The 17775-nt window shown below is 69.2% G+C and carries 21 protein-coding genes; 8 read left to right on the top strand and 13 right to left on the bottom strand.

Annotated features, from left to right (window positions below; translation table 11 throughout):
- Window position 1 precedes the first annotated feature (1 nt).
- The 6 genes from ACIGG8_RS29100 to ACIGG8_RS29075 form a co-directional block, all read right to left on the bottom strand.
- The gene (locus ACIGG8_RS29100) at window positions 2-1030 is read right to left on the bottom strand and encodes a hypothetical protein (RefSeq protein ID WP_396551747.1); all 1029 of its coding nucleotides are present in this window, start codon (window positions 1028-1030) and stop codon (window positions 2-4) included.
- Entirely contained in the window at window positions 1027-2136 is a 1110-nt protein-coding gene (locus ACIGG8_RS29095) for a hypothetical protein (protein WP_396551746.1), read from the bottom strand. Before ACIGG8_RS29095 ends, ACIGG8_RS29100 begins: the two co-directional genes overlap by 4 nt.
- Before the next feature lie 15 nt (window positions 2137-2151).
- Window positions 2152-2616 carry a hypothetical protein gene (locus ACIGG8_RS29090; protein WP_396551745.1) on the bottom strand — a complete coding sequence of 155 codons (465 nt, stop codon included), beginning with the start codon at window positions 2614-2616 and terminating at the stop codon, window positions 2152-2154.
- A 650-nt stretch (window positions 2617-3266) separates the two neighbouring features.
- Window positions 3267-3899 carry a transposase gene (locus ACIGG8_RS29085; protein ID WP_396551744.1) on the bottom strand — a complete coding sequence of 211 codons (633 nt, stop codon included), beginning with the start codon at window positions 3897-3899 and terminating at the stop codon, window positions 3267-3269.
- Window positions 3863-4348 (bottom strand): winged helix-turn-helix domain-containing protein, encoded by a 486-nt coding sequence (locus ACIGG8_RS29080; protein ID WP_396551743.1) that lies wholly within the window; start codon window positions 4346-4348, stop codon window positions 3863-3865. Before ACIGG8_RS29080 ends, ACIGG8_RS29085 begins: the two co-directional genes overlap by 37 nt.
- 103 nt (window positions 4349-4451) lie before the next feature.
- On the bottom strand, window positions 4452-4889 hold the full coding sequence (locus ACIGG8_RS29075) for a DUF4259 domain-containing protein (RefSeq protein ID WP_396551742.1): 438 nt from the start codon (window positions 4887-4889) through the stop codon (window positions 4452-4454).
- Window positions 4890-5499: 610 nt separating this feature from the next.
- Here ACIGG8_RS29075 and ACIGG8_RS29070 point away from each other — a divergent pair.
- From ACIGG8_RS29070 to ACIGG8_RS29050, 5 genes are all read left to right on the top strand, one after another.
- On the top strand, window positions 5500-6372 hold the full coding sequence (locus ACIGG8_RS29070; protein ID WP_396551741.1) for a hypothetical protein: 873 nt from the start codon (window positions 5500-5502) through the stop codon (window positions 6370-6372).
- A 685-nt stretch (window positions 6373-7057) separates the two neighbouring features.
- Window positions 7058-7222 carry a hypothetical protein gene (locus ACIGG8_RS29065; RefSeq protein ID WP_396551740.1) on the top strand — a complete coding sequence of 55 codons (165 nt, stop codon included), beginning with the start codon at window positions 7058-7060 and terminating at the stop codon, window positions 7220-7222.
- A gap of 429 nt (window positions 7223-7651) precedes the next feature.
- Window positions 7652-8047, top strand: coding sequence for a hypothetical protein (locus ACIGG8_RS29060; RefSeq protein WP_396551739.1), 396 nt, complete (start codon window positions 7652-7654; stop codon window positions 8045-8047).
- 121 nt (window positions 8048-8168) lie between these two features.
- On the top strand, window positions 8169-8723 hold the full coding sequence (locus ACIGG8_RS29055) for a hypothetical protein (protein WP_396551738.1): 555 nt from the start codon (window positions 8169-8171) through the stop codon (window positions 8721-8723).
- Between the two features lie 140 nt (window positions 8724-8863).
- Complete coding sequence (locus tag ACIGG8_RS29050) at window positions 8864-8995, top strand: hypothetical protein (protein WP_396551737.1); 132 nt, start codon at window positions 8864-8866, stop codon at window positions 8993-8995.
- A gap of 1031 nt (window positions 8996-10026) precedes the next feature.
- Here the strand turns inward: ACIGG8_RS29050 and ACIGG8_RS29045 are convergent.
- From ACIGG8_RS29045 to ACIGG8_RS29020, 6 genes are all read right to left on the bottom strand, one after another.
- Window positions 10027-11229 carry a tyrosine-type recombinase/integrase gene (locus tag ACIGG8_RS29045; protein ID WP_396551736.1) on the bottom strand — a complete coding sequence of 401 codons (1203 nt, stop codon included), beginning with the start codon at window positions 11227-11229 and terminating at the stop codon, window positions 10027-10029.
- A 161-nt stretch (window positions 11230-11390) separates the two neighbouring features.
- Window positions 11391-11657 (bottom strand): hypothetical protein, encoded by a 267-nt coding sequence (locus ACIGG8_RS29040; protein ID WP_396551735.1) that lies wholly within the window; start codon window positions 11655-11657, stop codon window positions 11391-11393.
- A gap of 996 nt (window positions 11658-12653) precedes the next feature.
- Window positions 12654-13106 carry a hypothetical protein gene (locus tag ACIGG8_RS29035; RefSeq protein WP_396551734.1) on the bottom strand — a complete coding sequence of 151 codons (453 nt, stop codon included), beginning with the start codon at window positions 13104-13106 and terminating at the stop codon, window positions 12654-12656.
- Window positions 13107-13233: 127 nt separating this feature from the next.
- Complete coding sequence (locus ACIGG8_RS29030; protein WP_396551733.1) at window positions 13234-13812, bottom strand: hypothetical protein; 579 nt, start codon at window positions 13810-13812, stop codon at window positions 13234-13236.
- The gene (locus tag ACIGG8_RS29025) at window positions 13809-14783 is read right to left on the bottom strand and encodes a hypothetical protein (RefSeq protein WP_396551732.1); all 975 of its coding nucleotides are present in this window, start codon (window positions 14781-14783) and stop codon (window positions 13809-13811) included. Before ACIGG8_RS29025 ends, ACIGG8_RS29030 begins: the two co-directional genes overlap by 4 nt.
- A 458-nt stretch (window positions 14784-15241) precedes the next feature.
- Window positions 15242-15433, bottom strand: a complete 192-nt coding sequence (locus tag ACIGG8_RS29020; protein WP_396551811.1) for a DUF397 domain-containing protein — start codon at window positions 15431-15433, stop codon at window positions 15242-15244.
- Between ACIGG8_RS29020 and ACIGG8_RS29015 the strand changes: the two genes are divergently transcribed.
- A complete protein-coding gene (locus tag ACIGG8_RS29015) occupies window positions 15410-15604 on the top strand; it encodes a hypothetical protein (protein WP_396551816.1) in 195 nt (64 codons plus the stop codon). The two genes, ACIGG8_RS29020 and ACIGG8_RS29015, sit on opposite strands and share 24 nt — an antisense overlap.
- 609 nt (window positions 15605-16213) lie before the next feature.
- On the opposite strand, the gene ACIGG8_RS29010 is transcribed toward ACIGG8_RS29015, so the two are convergent.
- Window positions 16214-16507 carry a DUF5959 family protein gene (locus tag ACIGG8_RS29010; protein WP_396551731.1) on the bottom strand — a complete coding sequence of 98 codons (294 nt, stop codon included), beginning with the start codon at window positions 16505-16507 and terminating at the stop codon, window positions 16214-16216.
- Window positions 16508-16984: 477 nt separating this feature from the next.
- Between ACIGG8_RS29010 and ACIGG8_RS29005 the strand changes: the two genes are divergently transcribed.
- Window positions 16985-17512, top strand: a complete 528-nt coding sequence (locus ACIGG8_RS29005; protein ID WP_396551730.1) for an IS5 family transposase — start codon at window positions 16985-16987, stop codon at window positions 17510-17512.
- Between the two features lie 72 nt (window positions 17513-17584).
- A partial coding sequence (locus ACIGG8_RS29000; protein WP_396551729.1) for a transposase occupies window positions 17585-17775 on the top strand: 191 nt, incomplete at its 3' end.

Below are 17775 nucleotides of genomic sequence, written 5' to 3'. Positions count from 1 at the left end.
ATCATCCCTTCCCGAAGGCGGCGTTGTGGGCCTGGACGATCGACGTGTAGTAGTGAACGTTGGCCGAGTCGGTCAGCTGGCCGAGCAGGATGTCCCGACCTGGCACGCCGAACTGATCGGCCTTCGCCTTGAGCATGACCTGCATCTGCGACTGTCCCGTCGTGTACAGGCTGCTGAGGTCGCCCTGCGCCTTGGTGTCGATCGTCGCGTTGACCTTGTTCGCCCAGTCAGACGTGGCGACGTCGACGTAGCGTTGGGCGATGTCCCCCACCGGCAGCCAGTCCTTGCCCGGAATCATGTTCGCGAGCGTGCCGATGTAGTGGTAGTCCATCTTGGCTTTCCAGTTGACCTTGAACTGCTCATCGGACTTGTGGTCCGTGATCGTGTCCGCCTGAACGGCGTCGAGCGCGCCCAAGGCCTTGCCGGCCTCGTTGACGAATCCCTCGAACTTCGGGTCCGGGCGCCCGTTGACGTCCCTGAACGCCTCGGGGCCGAACTCGGCCATCCGCCGGGCCACCTCCTGTGTCTCGGCCAGGTGGATCAGGGAGTACGCCTCAGGGTCTTCGGCGGTGCCCCGGATCACCCGGAGGAGCTGCTCGCGGGTGGCGTTCAATCCGCCGGGTTCGGAGGGGCCGGGAAGGTCCTTGCTGAGGATGTCATGGGTGTCTGCCACGTAATCGGCGACCATGTCGGCCATCGGACGGCGAAGAGCGACGGCGAGGTTGTTCTGGTCGCCCGCCTTGTCGCCGCCGAGCGTCGAGAGCGCGGTGTCCATGATCCGGTTCATCGTCGCGTCGTGCGGTCGTACAGGCGGCTGCGAGCTGTTGGGATCGCGGCCGGTCGCGCTGGCTTCCAGGACCTCACCGAACATCCCGTGAGAGCTGTTGTGCAGCTCGTCGGGGGACAGCTTGCCCTCCAGGTCCTGGTTGGGCCACGAGCGGTCCTTGAGTAGGTAGGTGAGGTTCTTGTTGCGGCTCGGGTCGAGGAATTCCTCGGCCGCCGCCGGGTCGCTCCTCATCTGCTTCATCAAGGGGCCCAGCGGATCGCCTGCACCGGCCCTGAGGGACCAGTTCGGACCCCACAGGTCATCGCCCTTGGTCTTGCTGTTCCACTCGTAGTCGACCAGGTCGTTTCCGGCTTGAGGAGGAACGACTTGTCGAACTTCCCGCCCGCGCCCATCAGCGAGGTGAGCGCCGGGTAGTTGTCGTTCCAGCCGGCCGCCGAGTCTCCGGGCCGGCGTGCGGCCTTCAGGAGGCCGTCCTCCCAGTCCTTGCCCATGCCGCCGTCGCGGGTGGCCGTGGCGAGGACCGTCGACAGGTTGCCGTAGACGTCCTGGTAGCCCTTGGCGTTGTGATTGCCGTGGGCCAGGTCGCCGTAGACCTTGGAGTACTCCAGCAGCGCGTCCGGGCCGGTCTTGCCGCCGCAGTTGAGGCCGTTGAGGAGGGTGGTGGAGAAGTCCTTGTTCTCCGCGTTGGCGGCCATGAGGGCCTGCAACTGCTTGAGCTGGTCATCGGAGAGGCTGCCGGCCTTGGACCTCAGGTCCTTGGCCCGGTTGGCGTCAGCGATCGGGCCAGCCCCGTACGGCTTCGGGTTGAATGAGGTGGTACTGGTGCCGATGTCGCTCTGGAGGGCGGCGGCGGCCGTCTGATCGGCGGCGGTGGCCCGGTCGACGGCCTTGCCGAGGCGGGTGGAGATCGCGTCGGCCTTGGCCCGCATCTCGGTGTTGTACTTCTTGGCAGCCTCGACCCCGTCGGGGTCGTTCCGCGAGCCGGGCAGCGGGGACCAGCAGACCTCGCCGTCGGGGGTGACGGTCAGCTCCTCGGTCTTCGCGTCGTGGATCGCGGTGAGAAGGTCTCGGTGGGCCGCGCGGAACTCCTCAGCGGCGGTGGTGATGATCGCGGCGAGGGCGGTCGCGACTGCCGACGCCTGCTGGAAGTCGGTGTCCACCCCCTCCAATGCCGAGTTCGCGTTGGCCGCCGCCACGCCCTTCCAACCGGCCCGCTGCACCGTGCTGGTGAGGTCCTTGCAGACCCGGCCCTCCAAGGTGGTGAGGGTCTTGGCGACGCCGGACCAGGCTTCGGCCGCCTCCGTGACCGCGTCCGGACGGGCTTCGTATAACTGCTTGAAGGACACCATGTGCCCGCTTCCCCCTTAGTGAACTGCCGTGCCGAACAGCTGGGCGTTCCTGGCCTCGTTGGCCGTGTACGTCCGCTGAGTGGTGTCGAGGTTGGTGGCGATCCCGTCGATCCGGTCGTGCAGGGCTGTGCACTGCTTCAGCCACCGTTCGGTGCAGCTGGTGAGCGCGCTGCTGAAGGCGAAACCGCGGGTACCCGCCGACGCGGTGCTCACGTGGTCACTGAGGCTCAGCGTGAGGGGCCCGCTGTCGCCGTTGGCCTGGTTGAGGTCGGTGGCGATCTGCCGGGCTATCCCGGCCGAGGTGGCGAGTTCGTGCGGGGTGTCCAATTGGGTGGTCGCCATGCCGGGGGGAGCGGCGTTCCAGGGCGCTGGGTCGCCGCTCTTGGCGGGGTTGGCGTACGGCGAGGTGCTCGGCGGCGTGCCGGGTGTCGATGCCGCTGCCGGGGCGACCGGGCCGGTGGTGAAGTCGGGTTTTCCCATGGGTATGTAGCTCTCCCTCCCTCTGTGTGGGGGCAGTTTGCTCTGCGACACGCTGACCGTGGCGTGCCCCACTGTCGGTATACTGACACCCTCCTGTCCCGCCTTGCCTTCTGGTTGTTCAACCAGGTGCCCAGCGACGTCCCGTCCTCCTGGTGGGACCTCGGAACCCGCGCGTGGCCCGCTTCGGCTACGCCGCGGCCGCCAGCTCGACGTCCTCGCCGATCCCGAGCGCCGACAGCAGCTCCCGCTGCTCCTGGTCGAGCTCCGCCCAACCGGCCCGCTGCGCCCGTGTCGGAACTCACCGACATGTGCTGTCAGGTCTCACCTACGCAGCCAGACGACGCAGCCGCGTACTGCTCACTGGCCCAGTCGACAGGTCCGGAAGAAGCCCTCGATCCGTGGGAGGGCGAGCTGTACGTCCTCGGCCTCGTCAGGCAGCGAGAAGCTGCGCCGCGAGGTCTTTGTCCTCCTCCACGCGGAGGAGATGCACCACTCCTCCAGCGCTGGCCTGCAGCAACAGGTGGGGGTCACTGGCGATGCGCACCGGCTTGGCTTCGGGGCCTGGATGCGCTTCGCGAGGGGTTCGTCGGCACCCCGTGCCGCCTCCTGCCGGCACGCCCTCTTGGGCTCGTGCCCAAAATGGCCCTTACTCAGGTTGAACTCGCGATGTCGGTGATCAGTCCGGTCGCGGCGAGGCAGCCGTCGATGAGCTGAGGTCGGTACTGGATCTTCCGTGAGCCGCGTCTGACCGTCCGTACGAGGTGGTCCGGGTCGACGAAGGCGACGTTGGCCGGGAATCCGCGTCGCAGCAGCGACCAGATGCCCTCGACCGGGTCGAGGTCGGGCGCGTACGGGGGCAGCTGGTAGACGGTGAGCCAGTCCGTGGCGGCGATGAACTCCTTCATGCCGGCTGCCAGGTGGGTGTTCAGGTTGTCCGAGATCAGGACGATCGGACCGCCCAGCTGGTTGCGCGCCGCGACGATCAGGTCACGGTAGTCGGTCCAGGCGAAGCTCTTGCGACCCTTGTTCCGGCCCTGGCCGTCGTCCGGCCTGGGCCGGTAGATCAGCCGTGACCGCTCACCGGGTTTGTAGCAGGTCAGGGCCGCGATCGAGACCCGTCGGCGGGAGCGACCGCGCACCCGGACGACGGGCGTGCGGCCACGGCGCCCCCAGGTGCGGGCCCGTGCCGGCGTCATCGAGACCCCGGCCTCGTCCTCGAACACCAGCCAGGCCCCGAGCGCCGCCCCTAGGCTTTTACCTGCGGCCACACCTGCTTCTTCCATACCTCGACCGCTCCGTCGTCGCGCTCAATCGCCCGGCGGACCGGCTGCTGGCACGACCAGCCGTTGCGTCGCATCAGCTTCCACACGCCCTGGACCGTGTAGGAGACGTGGAACCGCCGGCCGATCAGAGTCTTGATCCGCGCCAGCGTCCACCGCTGGTCCTCCCAGCCATGCGCCGGCGGCTCCTTCTCCAACTCACGCTCCAACAAGGCGAACTGCCGCTCGCCGAGCCGGGGCAGCGACTGCGGCCCCTTCGACTCCAAGCCGGCCGAACCGGCCTGCCGCCAGGCCTGACGCCACCGCTCCACCGACCGCACGGTGACCCGAAGGTCAGCCGCGATCACCCTGTTGCCGTCACCCCGTCCAAACCGCTCGGCGGCCTCCAGCCGCACCCGCTCCCGACGCTGTTGCTCCTGGGCAGTGAACCCGCCCCCTTGCGCGTATCGCACCCCGATGTCATACCGCAGGGATCAAGGTCCGTCAGCACCTACGACAAGGCGAGTTCAACCTGAGTAACCCTGTGGCTCTGCTCAGGGGCTCTGGCTCGTCGCGTTAAAGATCGAACAGCGAATCTTCCTGAGGTTCGGGCTCGGGAGCGACCACGGAGCGGAGACGACTGATGGTCTGCCGCCATTTCGGGCCACCGAATGCCTCGTCCCAGAGATCGGCGAGCTCGGACGCCTCGGCGACCACCCGATCGAGTGCCTCAGCAGCAAGCTGTTGAAGATCGCTGGCAAAGATCGGAAGAGCCTCGTCGGGGCCGTAGCTACTGCTGATCGGCTCACCGCCCGGGCACTGCGCGGCCACGAGAGCGGCGGCAGCGACGGCCTCTGCTCCTTCAGGGCTCTCAAGGTAGCCCTGGGTCTGGACGGTGCGGATCAGCGTCGTTCGGACCAGGGCCTCGCGCTCATCCTCTGCGGCCTCGTCCAGGGCGTCGGCGAAGTCGGCGGCCATGTCGTTCTCGAATGGACCGATGCCCCAGGTGCCCACGATGATCTCCTCGCGTCATTGTGCAGCGATCATCGCAGCGACCACCGACAGGGGTGCTCTTGGTCGGCAATCGCGCGAGGGGATGAGCGTGCCAGGCTTCGACCGGTCGGCCTTCCCGGATTCCCTGCCTCGTTCGTGCGAGCGACGATCTGGTCGAACCTGGGGATACCTATGAAGACGGGGGAGGCCCTGCGCTCCTGCTGGATGTCGAGTTGCTGGAGTTTCTCCTGCGCTGCGGCGAGGCTGACAGAGCGCCCTTCGACTTCGCCGAGCCAGCCCTCGCGTTGGGCTTCGGCGATCCGGTCGGCGAGGTTGTCGCAGATTTCAACCAGCCGGGCCCTCTCCGCGGGGGCGACGATGAGTACGGGGCATCGGACGCAGGCTTCTCTGAACTACGAGGTGAGGGCGCCAGCCGAGGTTCGGTCGTCGGTCAGGGTGCCGCACCGGGCTCGCGGCAATCCGTTCGCGTGGCCCTTGCCCGGCCGCGTACGGTCTGCGCATGACGAGGACCACACCGACCAGACCGGTGTCCGTGGAGGTCGTGTTCCCGGAGTTGGCCCCCTACCGGGCCCGGACGACCCGGTTGCACCCGAGACCGGGGCAGCCCGGCATGCATGACAGCCACGTCGGCGGGCCGATGCTGTGGCCGGACGGCGAACCCTGGCCGCTCTGCTACGAGCCGCACCAGCGCGAGACCGAGGGGTACGCACCGGAGGAGATCCGCAGTGCCCGGGCCGCTGGCGTCTGGCCGCCGAGCCGGCCATGGAGTGCCGAACAGGACGGTCCGGTGCCTTTCGTGGGGCTGGCCCAGTTCTTCCGCCGTGACATCCCCGGCCTTGCCTACGGGCCCGGCGGTGCAGACCTGGTGCAGCTCTTCCGGTGCCTCTTCACCCACGGCCCGTACCTGGAGCGCCGGTACCGACTGCGGTGGCGGCAGGCCGAGCAGACCGAGCACGCGGAACGCTTTCTTACCGCTCCGCCCGAAGTGCCCCTGCTTCGATGGGAGGACGAACTCCCCGAGCCATGTGTCCTGCATCCGGAAGAGGTGGACACCTATCCCTGGGCGGAGGACGACACACTGCCCGCCTCGCTGATCGCGCGAATCGACGCGTGGGACGACGCCCAGGAAGCGGAACACGGCCCCGATGCCCCCAGCTACCAGTACGACCTGTCGATCCCTCCCGGCTGGCGCGTCGGCGGCTACCCCAGCTGGGCGTCGACTGGCCCGATGACCGTCGACTGCGCGTCCTGCGCAACCCCCATGCGGCTGCTGCTGACGGCGGAGGGCCATGAGATGGACGCCGGCTCGCACAGCTGGGTGCCTGTGGAGGACCGAGATCCAACCCTGAGGGGGAAGGCATCGATCCGGGGTGGCCAATCCGTTGCCCAACCCACCCGGCTCCGATTCGGCCGGGACCGGGACCTGCACGTCTTCACCTGCCCGGCCGACCCCGGCCACTCGCCCCAATGGGTGCTCTCCTAGGGGCGTTTCACGGCGAAGGACCCAGGGACGCCTCGTAGCGAAATCTCGATGCCCTGTCCCGCCGACGCAGGCACGGTCACCTCCACGGCTCCCTCCGGAACTTCAGGACCGGGAGGTCGACCAACGCCCGGGCCGTGCGCCTCGGGATCTGCGCGAGTTTGTCCCCGGCACCGGCCGGGAGCGCCCGTCGCCGGGGTGCCGGCCGGCTCGCGGGCGGCCGGCGAGCGCAGGTCGGCGGCTGGGAGCGCCGCCTCGCCCGCCGACAGTGGAGTTCGCTCGCTCGGGCCAGCGTGCCGTCCTGTCGGCGGGCCGGGTCTGCCGGGCGGGCGCAGACTCGGTGGGTGCCCGCAGACCTGGTGACCCGTCACGACCGCGTCCTTCTCAGGGCCGTGGTGGTGATGGCCGCCACGGCCGACGCCCGGGGTGCCCGTGTCGTGCTCGACCAGGGCCGCCTGTTCACTCCCGCGCCGTGGCCTCGCTCGGGTGTCCCGCGCCGTGGGGCGCCCGGGCAGTGTCACCGCAACGCGCTGAGCATCGCCCGGCTCCTGCCGGGGGCCTACGTGGAGGGATACGTGCTGGCTGGTGACGGCACGGTGCGCGCCTATGCGTGGTGTTCGACCGCCGACGGCACTGCGCTCGATCCCGCACGGCCCGACCGTACCGTCCGGCGCTCGCCTATCTGGGGGTGCCCATGACGTGCGGCTTCGTCCACGCCTTCCAGCAGCGCACCCTCACCAAGACGTTCTTCCGGGGAGTCCTGGACCCGGCCGTGCAGGCCCGCGATGCCGAGCGCATCTTCCTCGGCGGGGTGCCATTGCACGGCATGCTCGACTGCGGCCAGCGCCGGTGAATCAAGGCCAACTGCCATCCCCACGAAAGCGGGGCCATCCCTGTCGTGCCACGGACTCCAGGGTCATCCCCGCCGGAGCCGGGCTGCTGCCCTCGACTGCGGCGGACCCGGACGACAGGGAGAGGGCCTTGCCCGAAGGGGGCCAGGCGCGGCGCCAGCCCCTCACCAGTCCGGAGGCCTTGTGCCAGGTGCTGCTGGCGCTGCGCCGTACGGCGCCTGTGAGCCGGGCCCGCAGACGCTGGCCGGCGGCTGAGCTTGTTCCCTATCCACCGGGCTCGCGCTGCAGCGGTCTTCGCCGCCTGAAAGGCCACCAGCATCAGCTGATCTCACCCAACTTCCTCGACATCACAGCAGATTGCTCCGACCATCGGAGGCCCCACCGCCCAAATCCGGTGGCACCCTCCACCGGCCGGTGACTACGGTCTCGGCATGACCAGCCAGAACGAGCACCCGACCCGGCCCGGTCTGGCCGCCATGCTCGCAGACCAGACCGCCGCCTGCGCCCCGGCCCGCGAAGCTCTCCTGGCCGGCGGCGAGCTGCGGCTGTCCGACCGCGAGGCGCCCGACTGGATGGTGCGCGGCATCGCCGCCACACGGCTGCGCCGCGCACGACGAATCGGCCTGACCACCGTCGGCCTCGACGAGTCGGTCGAGATCCTCTCCCGACACCGCGACGTACCGTTCCGAACCGGCCTCCTCGACGCGCCGGACCGGTCCTGGTTCTTCACCCTCTACTTCAACGCCGCCGGCACGGAACTGCTCGCCTGCAGCGCCGTCAAGAACCAGCCCCCGAACCGGAAGCCCACCCGGCGTCCCGGCCCGTAGCGGCCGATACGGAAGGGCGTCCGCCCCGAACAGGGGAGGGCGCCCTTCCGCAGTCTCGGCGTGCGCGGCTCTGGTTCAGGCAGTGAGCACACATTTCCACCTCGACCGAGGAGTCAAGAGCGTGACGACGCAGACGTGGGACTGGTCGTCTCTACGGACCCTGAGCCAGCCGGCCTCCGAGCTCCCCCCGTACCTGGAACGCCTGGTCACCGGCGCTCCCAGGGAAAGCCGCGGTGCCCGCTCGGTGCTGTACTGCGAGGTCGCCAACCAGGGCCAGCTCTACACCGCGGCCGCGGCGTGCGTGGACTTCATCGCCGGGCACGTCCGGGCCGGTGGGCGGCTGAACAGCGCCGCGCTGAGGATCCTTGAGGAGATCCTCGACGCCAGGACCCCGGGTTTGACCGTCGAGGTGGGTGAGAGGACGGTCGACACCGCTGCGTACTGCCGGGCTCGGATCTTGGACGTCGTCCCCGACATCCTGCACATGGCCGATCCGGCCGACCTCGACCAGTTCGATGCGGTCTGCTACCTCGTTCCTCAACTCGCAGACTCCGCACCGCAGATCATCGACTTCCTGCACCGCCACGCCACCCATCCCGTCCCCGCTGTCCGTGCGCTCGTTCTCGAAGCGCTGGAAGAAGCGGAAGAGGTCGTGAGGGACGGCCACAACCCCTGACGACCCCGACCTTCACACCGGCGTCCAGCCCCTGGCCGACGCCACCGCATCATCCGCGTGCGACACGTACGAGTCAGGCACAACAGGAGAAGAACTGCCGTGGAGCCCATCACTGTCACCGCCGAGGGGAAGCCCCGACCGTGGCCAACGTCGCGGCCTCCCGGGTGCTCCCGCTCCCGGTGCAACCGGTCGCTGCAGGCCTCGTGAACCCGCTGCCGCTGCACTGGTTCCAGGAGGAGGCCGTCGCGGCCGCCGTACGCGCGGTGAAGTAGGGCGGCCGGGCCACGGTGGTGGCGGCGACAGCTCCGGGAACACGCTGATCGCGGCCGGGTGCGCGCGGCGCCTCGCGCTGGCCGACGGCTTCAGTGTGCTGTTGCTGACCCGGTGCGCGAGCGCCTGGTCACAGTGAGCCGGCGCGTGGTGGTGGTGGGGGAGTGGCCGGGAGCGCGGGTGCGGCTGCGGGTGGTGTCGCGCGCGCGGGAGCGGCCGGGGGCCGGGCGCGGGCGGATGAGGCGGATGGCGGTCGTGGTCGGCGGGCGTGGCGCGGCGGCGCGGGAGCGGCGGGCGGAGCTGTGGCTGCCGGACGCAGGGCGCGGTCCGGCCGGTCGAACAGCCGGTGCCGTCCGCTGGGGGACCGGCTTCGTGGGGCGCGGTCCGTTGGAGGCGGTCCGGGGGTCCGGACCGTAGCGGTGCGCGCGGTCTTCGGATGGTCCCGGTGTCCTGCTGACGAATGGTCGCCTGTGTTCTGACACACTGGTGCCATGACAGTGCAGCGAAAGGACCATGCCGCGTAGGCGGCCCTCGGACCTGCGCTCGGGCCGCCGAAGGTTCCCGGCTGAGCGTGGGCGATATTCGAAGATCGGTCAGGTTTCCGGCTCGGCGCAGGCCGAGATCATCCGCTTGGAGCGAACTCGCTTCGCGCCTGGTGACCTGGGCAAGGCCCTGGCTGCCTGGAGTGAGCTGGCGCGTACTCCGCGACGGCGTTCGCCTGACGTTCGCACGGGATGTGGTCAACCGTCCTGCTGTCCACCGGAGCCGGACGAGTGGCGGGAGGTCCTGGAGATCGCCATGCATGCTCTGCCCTCGAAGTCCGCGCGCGAGCTCGCCCGTATCGTCGGACGTCTGGACAGCAGAATTCTCGATCATCCGGCCCTGAGACACACCGTTGCACCGCGCGGTCGGTGGTGGTACTTCAACCGGTGGTCGTGGGAGGACTGACTGCACGGGGGATCGGGCTTCATCCTGGGGTGCAGCCGATCATCGCCCGCCACGTCCTCGCCGCCAACTCCGCCGTGATCGGGTCCTACTTCGATGAGGTCCTGGAAGTCCTCCGCGAGGGCGGCGTCACGGTCGCCTTGGGCTGAAGCCCCCTTGGGGCATCGCGGTGGCGGCCGCGGGAGCGGCGCTCACGATGGTCCTGGCGGGCTGCGGCGGGGAGCCCCACAGCAGTGCAGCGGGGGCGAGGCCGGCCGGGGACAAGGCCGTGAACAAGCGGACCGACGCTCCGACCGTGCTGATGGCCGCGTCCAAGAAGACCGCCGAACAGGCCTCGTACCGGACAATCCAGACGGGGGAGGGCGGCGCCGACAAGTCCGAGATGCTCTTCCAGAAGCAGCCGTACGCCTCCGGCCAGATCAGTCAGACACAGGTGCCGGGTGGGGTGGGTCGAGAACCTCGGGACACCGGCTGCCAGGGCGATCCGGCGGACCACCTTCGACCAGGTCCACAGGGTCAGCGGCTGCCCGTGGTTGCGCCGGGACTCCGACAGGCACAATGGCCCCCTGGCCCGGCTGATCGTGGCCCGGTGGGCGAGGTAGGCCGACATCAGCACGCCGGTCGACGCCGAGTACGGAACCACCCGCTCCAGCCGGTTCTTCGTCGTGTCTGCCCGCACCCTCAGCGTCCGGTGGGACGGATCGAGGTCGTCGGTCCGCAGCGAGCACAGCTCCTCTCGCCGCAGCGCGGAATCGTAGGCCAGGGCCAGCATCACCCGGTTGAGGACCGGCTCCACCAGCGTGACCTGCAGGATCCCCAGCCACTCCTGTTCGCTGGGGATCCACGGCAGTTTCGTGAGCCGCGGCACCAGTCCGCGCTGCTGCCCGCCCCGCTGGCGGCCAGGGGTGTTGCGGCCCCGGCCCACCGGGTTCGACTCGCGCAGGCCCTCCTCCATGAGGAAGTCGTAGAACAGGCGGACCGGCACCAGGCGCTGCTGGATTGTGGCGTTCGCCAGCCCCGATCCCGAGTCGATCGCCACCACGTTCGCGCCCCGACGGCGCGGCCGTGACGTCAACTCCCGCACGTAGGCGGCAATGTGGGCGCGATTCGCGGTGACCGGATCGACGTCATCCCGCTCGCACATCACCAGGTATGCGGCCAATCCGCGGGCGTAGGGGTCGATCGTCCTCGGCGCCCGACCGAGATCAGTCCAGCTCTGCAGCCACACCGCCGCCTGCTCGTGCCGGCCCAGCACCGGCCACTTCTCCGTCAGCACCGACGTGCCGCTCAACACATCTCCCAAGTCCGTGGTTGCACCGGGGAGATATGATCACCCCGGACAGATTCCACGTAACTTTTAAGATGCTGAAGCGACAGATGTATGGACGCGCCGGCTTTGCGCTCCTGAGGATGCGAGTGCTCCTCGCGTCCTGAGCCGGAGCCGGTTGGCGACTACTCCACGAGTCCGAAGCCGGCTGGGAACGCTTCCAGGAATTCACGGCGGCTGGAATCGCTCTCGGCCTTGGTCATTGCCTCAATCACCTGCTGAAACTCTGCACGCTGGGAGTTCGACAGGCGATGCACCATCGCGGCGACACCCTCCAGTACCTTCACCGCATCATCCTGATCCATGTGCTCGTCGTCCGCGCTCTCGACGAACCAGGCGAGATCCACGAGCGCCTCCGCCAAGGCGCGGGTCAGCGACGGGTACTGCGACATGGACGATCCTCCCGAAGGTGATGACTGCCGAACTCTCCGCGCACCCAATCACATGCGGCCGACAACACTCGCTGTCACCTCGCCACAGAAGTTGGACCAGAACCCCCAGAAGTGAACAGAGCCGGCCGGGAGTGCACTGCTGTTGAGGCGCCTGTGCGGTGCGCGCCGCGGGCAACGGGATGCGGCACGCACCACGGGTTCCGGTCCTGCCAGGGCCTCGAAGCGGTCCCTCCCGTGGGGGCCTGGCCTCGCGCGGCCGGCCGGTGGCCCGGCGCTGCTCCGGGCTTGTGCGTCGTGTCCGGCTTGCTCGCGGTTCGCCTGGACGTCCCGGCCGGAGGTGTCAGAGGGCGCGGACGGCGGCGCGCCACGCGGGACTTGGGGGCTGGGACGGCCGGAGCGCACCCCCCACGCGGCCAGCCGGTCCTGCCCGGCGCAGCGGCACCACCGACTTGCGCGGACCCTCACAGGTGCGCCGAGCGTGCGCCCCAATACGTGGACGTCCGCGAGCAGGCCGACGCGTTGGTGTCCAGCCCCCGTGTTCGGGTCTCTGGGTGTTTGTGCTGGTCAGCTCGGTGCCAGTGACCGAAGAGACCGACTCTCGGGATTGAGGCCGGAGTTCAGGCCTTGCTGTCTCCAGCCTGCGGCGCGGGCCCGCTGCGCCGTCGCAGGCCAATCGGTGACGGCGTCGCAGGCCTTGACGGTGCTGTTCGCGGGCCTGCCCCACCTGCCCGCCGCCGAGCACAGACTTCTACTCTCGCTTACCTGCGCCCGAAGCGCAGCTCGTACCCGACAGTGTCCCGTGCCGCCGCCCCGCAGCGTTCTCGCCGCCCCGTGTCCTGGCGTGGCTTGGCCCGCCGGGCTGCCCGCTTGCGGGGCCTGCTCGGCGCCCAGTTGCCGTGCGAGCCGCGGCGCGAGGACGCCCCCACCGCGGCCGTGCGGCCTCGCCCGCCGGGCGGCAGCGCTGCGTTCCCTGTGCCTCGATCACGTGTGTGTCGGTCAGCTCTTGTCGGTCGGGGGGTTGACGTGGGCGGCCAGGGCCCGGGATTCGGCCCACCTCCGTTCGTCGAGGGCGTCGAGGGTGTCGTCGTCGAGCTCGACGACCGGACTCGGGGAAAGGTGCGAACGCCAGTTGCCGCGCCTGACCATCAGGATGCCGAAGTCGATGAAGCCGTCGGCGAAGGAGAAGGCGGCGCCGCCGCGTTCGAAGAGGCGGAGCAGGGGCTCGAAGGGGTCCGGCAGCGGGCTGAGGCTCAGACCGGGAGCGTCGTGCAGGGATGCCCATTGGACGGCCGCCGTCGAGGCTTCGACGGCGTGCCACGAGTTGGAAGCGTCCTCCACGAAGTCCTCGATGGCTGCGACCAGCGCCTGATCAGCCCGGATTCCCGGCGCCACGATCGCCGCGAGATCGAAGAACGGCCACTCGTCGGTGTCCCGTACGCGTCGAGCCATAGTGCGGCCCGACGGAGGTACTCCTCCATGAGCGCCGCACGGGAGAAGGGCTTCTCGTGGGCGGACTTGCAATCCGCCCAGTCGATGCCCTTGAGGCGATCGACCACCGCCTGCACAGCATTGGAAGTCACCGGTCGCCCGGAGGATCGGTACGGGCCGCCAAGGCGTGGAATTCGGCCCAGCTCCGCTCGTCGAAGGCGTCGAGGGAGGCGTCGTCCAGTTCGACGACGGGGGTGGTGGACAGGTGGGAACGCCAGTCGCGGCACGGGACCATACTTGTGTCGAAGTCCACGAAGCCGTTGGCGAACGAGAAGAGGCCACCGCGTTCGTAAACCCGGATCAGCGGTTCAAAGGGGTCGGGAAGCGGCGGGAGGTTCAGCCCGGGGGCGTCGGACAGGGCTGCCCAGTGGACGGCCGCTACCGAGGTTTCGACGGCGTACCACCTGCTCGATGCGGCGTCGACGAATTCCTCGACCTCGGCGACCACGGCAGGGTCAGCCCGTACGTCCGGTGCCACGACGGCCGCGAGATCGAAGATGGGCCAGTACTTGGTGTCCCCGTAGACGTCCAGCCAGAGCGCGGTCCGACGCATGTACTCCTTCATGAGCGCTGCACGGGAGAACGACTTCTCAAGTGCTTCCTTGTGGGCCGTCCAATGGATTCGCTTGAGGCGCTCGACCATCAACTGGGGGGAATTCATGCTCACTTTACATCGTATCCTTTCGCGCGGAGCTGCGGCTTTAGGGCCTCGGCGCCGGTGAAGCCGGGCCGACGCTTCGGCGTCTTGCTCCCCGGCGCGGCCGCGCCGCCGACGGCGCCGAGGATGAGGTCCAGGGGCATGACCGGCCCGGTCTGGAAGGCGGCGTCATAGCCGTAGGCGAGGCCGGCACCGGTCACCATGCGGCCGGGGAGGCTGTCGGCGGCGCCCGCGATCTTCGCCAGACCGGCGAGGGCGACGGAGGCGCTCTCCGAACTCCTGGCGGCCGTCGCGACGACCCGGGCGCCCGCGCCGAAGCCGCCGGCGGCACCTCCCATGAGCCCGCCGGCCTTCTCGGCGTCGACGGCCTCCTTGAGGCTGTAACCACCGTCGTCGAAGAACTCGACCCGGATGGGCTGGGCGACGGCGACATCGACGACGATCGCCTCCACCGCGCCGAAGACGACTCCGGTGAGGACGGTGGCGGCGATCAGCGCGATGGTCTCGGAGACCGCGACACCGAGGCCGGCCGCGGTGGCGACGATGCCGGCGGCAGCCGTGACGGCCACGCCCTCGGAGATCCCTGCGGTGAAGACGGCGAGGGCCGTGCCGGCGACCAGCGTCGCGCCGACGATCGCCGCCTCCTCCTCCAGCTTCTTGATCGCCTTGTCCACCTCGGCGGCGAAGTCCCGCAGCGCCTTGGCGAGGTTCCGGCAGGCCGCGGCGATGTCCGGCAGCCACCCCGTGCCCTGGCCGCCGTAGTACTGCCCCCAGAACTTGCCGAAGGCCTCGATCGCCGGGCCGTGGTTGTTCGCGACGATCGCGGTCGCGGCCTGGCTGGTGGGCGCGGTGACGTTGTCGACGGCGGTGGCCATCGCCTCCCACGCATCCGCCGCCTTGCGGAGCTTGTCCGCGTCGGCGTCCGGCCACCACATCCCGGTGAGCTTCTGGACGGCCTTCGCCGCCGTGGACTCACCCACGCGGCACTCCCGCCGTCGCCGCAGGGCCGCCGGTCACGACGTCATGTCCTTCTGCACGTGGCTGTCGGCGCCGGTGTGGTTGTCGGCGGGCGCGTTCAGCCCCTCGCCGATGCCGGCGAGCCCCTTCACCAGGACGTCGAGCGCAGAGAGCACCTTGTCGTGCGGACCGATGTAGGCCTGGGCGAACTCGTTGCCCTGCTTGTCGCCGCCCCACGGACTCCCGGCCTCGCCGAGACTCTTCTTCAGCGTCTCCAGCGCTTTCTTTCAGCGCCTTGCTCTGGTTCTCGAAGGCCGGCGCGGCCGCCTTCAGGCCGCCCGGCCGGCTCTTGAACTCCGGCCCACCGGCCTTCGCCCCGTCATCCCCCATGGTGCTTCCCCCGGACTTGTCGAGCTGGTCCTTACCGTCAAGGGATCGACAAGGGACGTGACAGGGTTTCACTCCGGCCGAGTGATGTCGATCACGCGGCCGAGCGCGAGGACGGTCGGACGCCGCCGAACTCGACGGCGGCGGTCGCGGCGACGAAGGATCGCCAAGCGTCGGCGGGGAAGACGAGAGCGGGACCCTCCGGGTCCTTCGAGTCGCGGACGGGAACGGCGCCGGGGAAGTCGGCCGAGATGAGCGGACCATGACGGGTCCCACGCCCCGCCACAGCCCTGCCGTGTGGATGCTGGAGCTGGTGCTCAGCGGTGTCGTGCTCGGAGAGTCGGCAGTGGGACTTCGTCAGCAGCTGGTGGAGGTGGTGCGTCACGCCTCGGGAGCCGCCGACGTTTCCGCCGGTGTGGTCCAGCACAGCATACTGGGGCTGCGTTCGGACTCGTAGCCGGCGTCTCGGTCGGGCTGACTGCAATTGGTCACGTGCCAGTGCCTTTGGCATCGAGTTCGCGCTGCAAGCGGAGGATCTCTCCATGGGCGGCGGCGAGCCTCCGACGGAGCCGACGAGTGGTACACCGTCGAGGGTGTCCCGGTGCTGGCACCGACGGCCGGCCGCCGCCCCCGTTCACGAGGCGATGGCCGACGCCGTCCGGCACGGCGGCGCGTCCACCCCCCCCCAGGACGTGAATCGCCGGAGATCACCCGTCAGCACAACGGCGGTCGGTCAGGCAGTCGCCACCTTGCACCGTGTTGGCCTAGCCGGACCTGCTCACAGGGCATTGGGACGGCACCGTGGAATGGGGCGGTCGGCCGAACCCCCGAGTGGTCCGGCCGCCCCCACGAGTCAGGGGCGGCAGGTCGGCCCTGCCCGCGTCCGACAGTGCAAGTCTGCTCGACGGGCGCAGTATCTGCCGTCCGGGCGCCGGAGTCACCTCGGTTGAGACAGAGTTGCAGGCTGGACTACGGCGCGGTCGCGCCGGTCGTCCGCCGGCATTGTCCCTGGAGCCCGGGAGTACTTCGCTCGTTGGGCGGGAACCCGAAACGCCGCGCCGAGAGGTCAGCCCGCGAGCGCCCGCCGCACGTTCTCAAGACGCGCACGGTGATCCTCGATCCAGCCGGTCGGCGGCGAGAGAGGAAGGCTGACCGTCACCTGCGACGACGGGCCGTCATGGATCGACACTCCGATCACACCAGACCGCAACGGCTTGATTTCGAGCTGGACCGACCTGCCGGAGTTCAGCCACGAGACCGACCGATCACCAGCGAGCTTGTCGAGGGCTTCCTTACACGCGTCGAGGTCATCGGACGTGATGCCGACAGGGAAGCTGCCGTTGATGGTCTCGGTCTCCACAATGAACTAGCAGTCGAGGAAGTCGCTGCCTGGGACCTGCTCCAGCACTCGGAGAGAGACCACGTGGCCGCTCGTCCCCGGCGGATCAGCGAGGTGAATCAGGTCGCCAGGGTCGTCATCCATCACAGTCCCTCTCGTCGGCCTCGAACAGGGACATCATTCCGGAGGCCGCCGACACGCTCGGTCCCCGGCCTGGGTGCTGTCAGTTCTGGGGTTCTGGTCCAACTTCTGGGCTCTGTCGCTGATTGCGGGGTCCGTGCCGGCCAGAAGCGGGCGGTGGGCATGTCCTCGGCGTGATGGATGCGGTGCGTGTAGCTGAGCTTCTCTTCTCGGGATCGGCGTGGATGTCGAGGAGATGGTTCTCAGAGGGTGTTCGATAGGGGATTCCCCCCAACTGTCCGGCTTTGGTTCGCACGGCGCGGACTCGGTTCCAGGATCTCGTGGCGGCCGGGTCCGTGTCCGCGATATTCATCAACCGTGACAGAACGACGCCGATACCCCTCGGACCTGAAAGACGATCAGTGGGAGCTCATCGAGCCCATGCTGCTGGAGTGGCGACGCACCCGCACCGAAGGACGTGAGCCCACGACCGGGCTGCGCGAGGTGGTGAACGCGATCCTCTACGTCGCACGAACCGGAATCGCCTGGCGCTACCTTCCGCACGACTTCCCGCCCCACACCACCGTCTACGGCTACTTCAAGGAATGGGAACGCGACGGCACCACCGAACAGATCCACGACACACTCCGTGACCAACTCCGGGCCAAGAAGGGCCGCCGGAGCCTGCCCAGCGCGGCGATCATCGACGCCCAGTCCGTGAAGGCCTCACCGAACGCCCCGGCCGACAGCCAGGGCTACGACGGCGGCAAGAAGGTCAAGGGACGCAAGCGCCACATAGCCACCGACACCCTCGGCCTGCTCCTGGTCCTGATCGTCACCGCCGCCGGTGTCCAGGACTCGGCGGGCGGCAAGCAGGTCCTGGACACCCTCGCCGCCCAGTGGTGAGCTGCTCCGGCTTTCATGGAGTCCCTGATGTCTGGGTTTGTTACGATCCAGGCGTAAGGAGAACCACGAGCAGTGCCAGCACCCCGCAAGTACCCCGATGAACTCCGTGAGCGCGCCGTGCGCGAGGTCCGCTCGACGGGCCGGCCCGTCGCTCATGTGGCCCGTGAGCTGGGCATCCACAAGGAAGCCCTGCGTTCCTGGGTGCGTCAGGCCGAGGCCGACGCCGGAGAGCGCGACGACCGGCTCACGACCGCAGAGCAGGA

It is taken from the genome of Kitasatospora sp. NPDC085464, assembly GCF_044541955.1.
GTDB lineage: Bacteria > Actinomycetota > Actinomycetes > Streptomycetales > Streptomycetaceae > Kitasatospora.
Note: the sequence above shows the minus strand (reverse complement) of the source record. Positions and strands in the feature narration are given on the sequence as shown.